This window comes from Stieleria sp. (assembly GCF_041595215.1).
GTDB classification, from domain to species: Bacteria; Planctomycetota; Planctomycetia; order Pirellulales; family Pirellulaceae; genus Stieleria; species Stieleria magnilauensis.
The window spans coordinates 1-6,585 of the sequence record NZ_JBFHKV010000423.1 but is presented as its reverse complement, the minus strand read 5'-3'; the positions used below and the strand labels follow the sequence as shown (position 1 = coordinate 6,585).

At 59.8% G+C, this 6,585-nt stretch carries 5 protein-coding genes and 1 pseudogene; 2 read left to right on the top strand and 4 right to left on the bottom strand.

Features of this window, described 5'->3' with window-relative positions; genetic code table 11:
* Positions 1–584: 584 nt before the first annotated feature.
* From ABX749_RS16910 to mch, 3 genes and pseudogenes are all read right to left on the bottom strand, one after another.
* Positions 585–2,285: a fatty acid CoA ligase family protein gene (locus tag ABX749_RS16910; RefSeq protein WP_372897004.1), complete on the bottom strand. Its 1,701-nt coding sequence runs from the start codon at positions 2,283–2,285 to the stop codon at positions 585–587.
* Positions 2,282–3,211 (bottom strand): RimK family alpha-L-glutamate ligase, encoded by a 930-nt coding sequence (locus ABX749_RS16905; protein WP_372897003.1) that lies wholly within the window; start codon positions 3,209–3,211, stop codon positions 2,282–2,284. The genes ABX749_RS16910 and ABX749_RS16905 overlap by 4 nt, the downstream gene beginning before the upstream one ends.
* Positions 3,208–4,203: pseudogene (gene mch, locus ABX749_RS16900) on the bottom strand (methenyltetrahydromethanopterin cyclohydrolase); the annotation flags it as partial. The pseudogene mch and the gene ABX749_RS16905, both read right to left, overlap by 4 nt.
* A 309-nt stretch (positions 4,204–4,512) precedes the next feature.
* Between mch and def the strand changes: the two are divergent.
* The gene (def, locus tag ABX749_RS16895; RefSeq protein WP_145208050.1) at positions 4,513–5,097 is read left to right on the top strand and encodes a peptide deformylase; all 585 of its coding nucleotides are present in this window, start codon (positions 4,513–4,515) and stop codon (positions 5,095–5,097) included.
* Positions 5,098–5,146: 49 nt separating this feature from the next.
* Positions 5,147–6,085, top strand: coding sequence for a methionyl-tRNA formyltransferase (fmt, locus tag ABX749_RS16890; RefSeq protein WP_372897005.1), 939 nt, complete (start codon positions 5,147–5,149; stop codon positions 6,083–6,085).
* On the opposite strand, the gene ABX749_RS16885 is transcribed toward fmt, so the two are convergent.
* Positions 6,086–6,585, bottom strand: a 500-nt coding sequence (locus ABX749_RS16885; protein ID WP_372897002.1) for a heme-binding protein, incomplete at its 5' end; no start/stop codon positions are given.

Genomic DNA, 6,585 nt, shown 5'->3' with positions numbered 1-6,585 from the left:
GGGCCGCAGCGGCATTGAGATTGAAGGGCTGTCGTTTCTCAGTGGGCAGGCTCAAAGGCCAATACCAGTGAGTGAAGCGTCGTTTCCACGGGTTGCCCGTAGGCTCGCGCTAAACGGCTCGTCATCGTTTGAGATCAGCCGGTTCGCGCCAGCGTCCGGGCCTGCTCATGGACGTTGACTTAGTTAAGTGGCCTTGAGATCGACCCGCCGTCGGCGCGTGTCGCGACCAAGCGTCTCGTTCCGCGACGATACCCACCTGGATGGGAGGTCGGGTGCCGTTCTTTAGCAGGCCAGTCGCCGCCTTTGCGGGGCTTTAGCGGGTTCTCAATTTACATTATTGCCGTCAGGCTGTATCATGAGAGGGCCGGGTGTGACGCAGGGGCACATGCGCAAGGGGCATCGGCTGCTGATCTTGCCGGAAGAGTGCGGTTCCAAGCGACCGTTTTCGCGAATTCAGCTGGAGGGGATTTAACTCGCATCCGAGTCGGGGCAGCTCGGATGCGGGGCCTCCTAAAACGCTTAATGTCCATCCTTCCAAGATGAGTCCGGGGCGGCGGTCAAAGACATTTCCCCCAACCCCTGATTCAGCGAAGTTCCGCGGCGAGTTTTTCGCGAAAGATCTTGCTGTTGTGTCGGATATCGACTGGCAACGGTTCGTCGCGGATGATCACTTCTTGAATCGTTCGCGTGATCGGGTTTCTTGCGGCCAGATCCAACAGTTCCGCTACCAGTCGTCCAGATTCCTGCTCGGACTGCGGCCAATGTTCACCGATCGGTTCGATCAACATCACGGGCGTTTGGTTTCCCGGCTCACCGCGTCCGACGAGCGCGGATCGATAGACATGCGGGTGGGCATTGAAGATCGCTTCGCAGGGGACGGTGAACCAGGTTCGGTTGCTGCCACGCACGCGATGGGCTTTGCGGCCACAGAACCAAAACCGATCTCGTGAGTCGAGGTAGCCGACGTCACCCATGCGATGCCACACGGTGTCTCCATCGATGACTTTGTGCATCGAATTTTGATCGCTGCGAACGACATACTTGCGCGTCACCATGGGACCGGTGACCATCAGTTCGCCGATCTTTTGGGTTGGCAATGCCCGAGTTTGTTCGATCGTCTCGATGGGACCGTCATCGATTTCGATCACCTTCCACTGGACGCCTTGAAAACGAGTGCCCACGCAAACGCCCTTGCCCTTGGTCGCCGCCGGTCCGGTCTCGGCGATCACCTCGCGTGATTCGATCGACGCAATCGGCAACGCTTCGGTCGCGCCATAGGGCGTAAAAATTTCGCCTTCTTCGGCGATCAAATCACGCAGCTTGGCCATCGTCGACGCGGGCACGGGGGCACCGGCCGAGAGCACACGTCGCAGCGTGGGGAAGGGACGTTGGACGCCGTGTTCGTTACACCATCGCACGACGGTGTTCCAAAGCGCGGGCGAACCAAAGGCCTGGTCGATTTCCCATTGTTCGGCGGCTTCGATCAGGCGTCGCGGATCGACGTCGGCCGGTCGGGTCGGATCCATGTCGGGAATGATGGTGGTCACGCCCATCACCGCATCGAACAACCCAAATAGTGGAAAACATGCCAGGTCGCGCGAGCCGCGGTGGATGTCATAGCGTTCGCGGATGCGATCGATTTGCGCATGAAAGGTTCCGTGGCTATACAAGACACCCTTGGGTGGCCCGGTGCTGCCGGTCGTGAAAATGATCGCTGCCGGATCGGGCCGATTGATGATCGGTAACTCCAGCGTCTTTCGCGAGTCCGAATTGGTATCGAATGTAGCATCACGGCCCAGTTGGATGATCTGGTCAAGCGTTTTGCCGCCCCAGAAATAACGTCTGCCCACCGTCACGTTCCAGCTGGCCGAGGGAAAACGGTGTCGAAGCAACGTGCGGATCGCCTGCGCTTTGGGAATCCCCACAAATCCGTCTGGCCGGGCGTCGGACAAGCATTGCACCAGGTGTTTGCGCCCGATACCGGGATCGATCAACACCACGATCACGCCGGCTTTTAACAGAGCAAAGACCAGTTCGATGAATTGACCTCCGAAGGGCACCAGCATCGCCAACCGCATTCCCGGACGAATCCCCCAGGCGACCAAGCCCCGCGCGATCAAATCGGTGCGCTCGTCGAGATTCTGAAACGTCGTCAAGGCATAGTTTCGGGGCCCGTCCTCGGCCGGCGGTCCGCTCGGTTCGGCAATCGCGATCGCTCCGGGGGTCAACGAAGCGATGATGCGAAGCCGCGAGGCGACGTTTCCGTCGCGAACTTCTGTGCTCATGTTGTCACTCTTTCGGATTCAGCCACCAGTGCGGTGATGACGTGTTCGGCGATCGATTCGTCGATCACGCTTTGGGCCCCTTTCCAGCCTGGGATCGCGTTGACTTCTAGAAACAAGGGTGGCCCGTGATCGTTATCGATCAGGTCGACCGAAGCGAAGACCAGCCCGAACAACTGGGTGATTCGTTTGGCCGTCGCTTTCAAACACCCGTCCACTTCGATCCGCTGGCATCTCGCGCCTGCGGAAACATTGGATCGAAAGCAGTTCTCGTTGTGTCGACGCATGCCAAACACCTGCTCGCCGATGACCAGCAAACGCGTGTCGCGGCCGCCCGGCGAGATGAAGGATTGAATTTGAAGCACTGCGCCCAACTGTTCGAGAGTGGAGAAGCTGGTCCAAGCAAGCTGGGCGTCACGGATCCTCATCACGCCGCGGCCTTCGCCTCCGAAGATCGGCTTGACCACACAGTCACCGCCCAATTCTTCAAACGCCTGCATTGCTTCACGGCGTGATTGTACGACACGTGTCGAGGGGGTCGGCAATCCGGCACCGGCCAACCTTGCCAAACACGCAAATTTGTCGATCGACCACTCCAACGCACGCGGCGGATTCACGATGGCGGTGCGATGTGGCGTCACGCGGTCGGCGATCGCATGCAGCGCCGCCAGACGAAAGGTGATCTGTTCCATCGAGCCGGCCGGCATCGTTCGCGTCAGGATCGCGTCGAAATCGGAAAGCTGCTGTCGGTCCGACAGAAGCGAAACCGGCGGTTGATCATCACCGACGCGTGCGGCGATCGATTCCCACGGCGCGATCTCCAAGCGATGGCCATGCCGACATGCCGCTTCGCGAAGTCGTTCGGCGTGCCATCCAGTGTCCGGGCCGAGCATCAACAGGCGTCGCGACGCGACCGGCGAGCCGCTCATGTGCCGAAGGACTCTCGCAAAATCTCCGTCACGATTCGTCCGGAGGTGAAGGTCCGCCCGGTGCGGAGATTATGAATCGAGACGACTGCCGGGCTGAACAGCGACGGGTCGACCGCGTAGAAATCGTGATTGTATTGGGCGAAGATCTCGGCAAAGGGTCGGCCATGGTCCGTCGACGCCGAACTGGGGATTTTGTCCAGAATCGCTTCGATCGACTCGTCGGGGCAATCGACCCACAACGAAACCGTGGCGCCGTAGAGCATCGCGTCGTTGGTTCGACCGATCCCCGCGATCGTGTTGCCACGCTCGGCCGGTGGCGGCAACGGAGCCGAGCCGGTCGCCGAAATCACCGATCGAACGTCGAATTCCAGATCGTCCAGTTTGTGCATCGCCGTTTCGACGCTGCGGGCGACAATTTGGATCGAACCAGCGATCGATGTGCTCGACGCCACCCCGACGGTCACCGACTTTGGTGCCACGCCACAGTCCCCGGCAATCGTTTCAATCGCAGAGACCGTGGGCAGTTTGTCGGACTCCAAAATGCCGCAGGCTGAATCAGATCCCTCGTCGCCGAGCTCCTGTTGGATCAGCATCTTTTCCTTGCCCCGCAACAATCGCATCGGACCACTGCCCATCGCGAAGTAGTCGTCGGACTGAACCGGCCAGCCCGCGTATTGGCAGCCCAGACAACCGACGCGGGGCGCGTCGGTTTCGACAAAGACGGCGTTGGCAACGCCGTAGCTGGCTCGGTCGCAGGGGACGACCGAAACCTGACCGAGTCCGCCCATACAGGCTCGCGCCAACAGTACGCCGGCTCGAATCGAGCCCGGCGATTCCACACCAAAATCCAACACGGTCGCTTCGGCAACGCGATGCAACTGGACACGGGCCAGTGGGTCAGATCGCAGCCCGTCCCAGATTTCGGCGGCAGCTTGGTTCGGCGAATAGTCCATGGGCAGAAAACAGCGGTCGGCGGATCGTGGGACGGGGGGGACGCGATTGACAAAGTCCTCGGACCAGCGAGGTTTCCAGGTCGGCCGAGACGGGGCCTGACACGAACTTGCCAGCACGAAGCCGGCTACCGTCAGCACTGCGTCTTCCATCGCAAATGGAGTTGCGATCGATTGTCACGATCGTGGCCGAACGACGGCAAAATGTCGAGAGGGGGCCAGGGATACCGGCGAAGCCCGAATGACAAACCTCCGCAAATCGGTCATCTTAGTGGCAGCAGCCGTCGCCGAAACGCTCGATCGTTGCGATCCAACCCGATTTACCTTGCCATCGCTTCCTTGTGGCCTGTCATGTCGCTCGAAATCATCTACTACCCGCATCCCACGCTTCGCTATGTCAGCAAGCCGATCAAGCGTGTTGACGCCGGATTGCGAAAAATTGCTGACGAGATGCTGGATTTGATGTACGAGGCCCGCGGTGTGGGGCTGGCGGCAAACCAAGTCGATCTGCCGCTGAGACTATTTGTCGCAAATCCCACCGGCGAAAAGGGCAGTGGCGAAGAGTTCGTGGTCGTCAACCCCGAAGTCAGTCGGCCGAAGGGCAGCGAAGTGGGCGAAGAGGGGTGCCTGTCACTGCCGGGACTGACCGGAGACGTGATTCGCCCCAAATCGATCCGCATCAGCGCGTACGACCTGAAAGGCAATCCCATCGAAACCACGCTGGAAGGTTTTCTGGCTCGCGTTTTCTTGCACGAAATCGATCACCTGGACGGGACCCTGTTTTTCGATCGCATGGGCGAACACGCGGCGCAGGAACTGGAAGCCGGCATCGACGAGTTGGAAACCGATTTTCGCTCCAAGCAGGCGACCGGATCGATTCCGCCGGATGACCAGCTGGTCGCACGGTTGGCCGAATGGACGAATAAATACTGCTGAGTCGAATCAGCGTTTTCTGAAAGAGAGCATCATCGTGCGTATCATCACCATGGGAACCGGTCCATTTGCCGTTCCCTCGTTCGAAGCCATTCGTCGTTCCGATCACACGCTGCTGGCCGTCGTCACCAAACCCGAACCGCCGACCAAGAGCCGCAAGGGACCTCCGCCGGCTCCCGTGCGAACCTGGGCCTCGCAGCATGAGCTACCGATTCTGGATCCGGTCAGTATCAACGACGCCGAGGCGATCGCGCAACTCAAATCCCTCCAGCCCGATCTGTTGGTCGTTTGTGACTACGGCCAAATCCTGAAACCCGACGCGTTGGCGGTGGCGAAGTTGGGCGGAATTAATTTGCACGGATCGCTGTTGCCCGCCTACCGAGGTGCCGCCCCGGTCCAGCGAGCGCTGCTCAACGGTGATCGCGAAACCGGCGTCAGCGTGATCCATATGACGCCCAAGTTGGATGGCGGACCCATCGTGGCCACTCGTCGTACCGTCATCTCCGATCAGGAAACCGCCGGGCAACTCGAAGAGCGACTTTCGCAACTCGGCGTCGAGCTGGTGATGCAAAGCATCGACGAACTTTCGCGTTGGGACGGTGAGTCGACGATCGGTGAAGTCCAAGACGCGACGTTGGCCACCAAGGCGCCGCGATTGACTAAACAGGAAGCACAAGTCGACTGGCGACGAAGCCGTCGAGAGATCGATTGTCTGGTGCGTGGCATGCAACCTTGGCCGATCGCGTTCACGACGATCAAAGTCCGCGAGAACAAGCCGCCGCTACGATTGACCATCCTAAAGGTCACCCCGGTTGACGAACCGACCGGCGAGTTGCAGCCCGGGCAACTGACCGGCAGCAAGGAATTGGTGGTAATGACCGGCGACGGCCCGTTGCGAATCGACAGCCTCTGTCCGGCCGGTAAACGCGAGATGACCGGTGAAGAATTTCAACGCGGCTATCAACTGTCACGGGGATCGCAGTTTCAGTGATCAGTCCTCGCTGGACACCAGCCGAATCAAGATCTCGTTGCGTCGCAGTGCCGCCGGCGTGAACGGTGGATCGTAGCCGGCCGCTTCTGCCGAGTCTTCGCCTTCAAGACCGCGGGACTCCATCCAGCCTCGAAGCTTCGATTCCTGTTCCTTGGCAAGCTTGGAGTCCAATCGACCGGAAAAGCGAATCACCGCGAATCGTCCGCCCTTGCGTTCACGCAGCTTGACGCCTTCACCCTTCGGATTGGGTGCGCCCGCGGCGACGACCTCCTTCGGCATCACGAACCCCATCGAAACGTCCGACTCGCCGATTTCACCCTCCATAAACACAGGCGTTGTCATCGCGATTTTCTGCTCCGCCTCGTTGGCTCCGCTGATGTATTGAAACAACCGCATGAAGCTGCCGTCACGGCCTTGCGAATCCATTTTCGAATCGGTGGCGGCCAGCATCAGGTCCGGATACTCGCGAATTTCAATCGATCCGTCAGTCTCGATCACCT

What these genes read in the sequence shown, in the direction of transcription:
- ABX749_RS16905 (WP_372897003.1), bottom strand. Translation starts at nt 3,211, where the DNA reads ATGAGCGGCTCGCCGGTCGCGTCGCGACGCCTGTTGATGCTCGGCCCG.
- fmt (WP_372897005.1), top strand. Translation starts at nt 5,147, where the DNA reads ATGGGAACCGGTCCATTTGCCGTTCCCTCGTTCGAAGCCATTCGTCGT.
- ABX749_RS16910 (WP_372897004.1), bottom strand. Translation starts at nt 2,285, where the DNA reads ATGAGCACAGAAGTTCGCGACGGAAACGTCGCCTCGCGGCTTCGCATC.
- def (WP_145208050.1), top strand. Translation starts at nt 4,513, where the DNA reads ATGTCGCTCGAAATCATCTACTACCCGCATCCCACGCTTCGCTATGTC.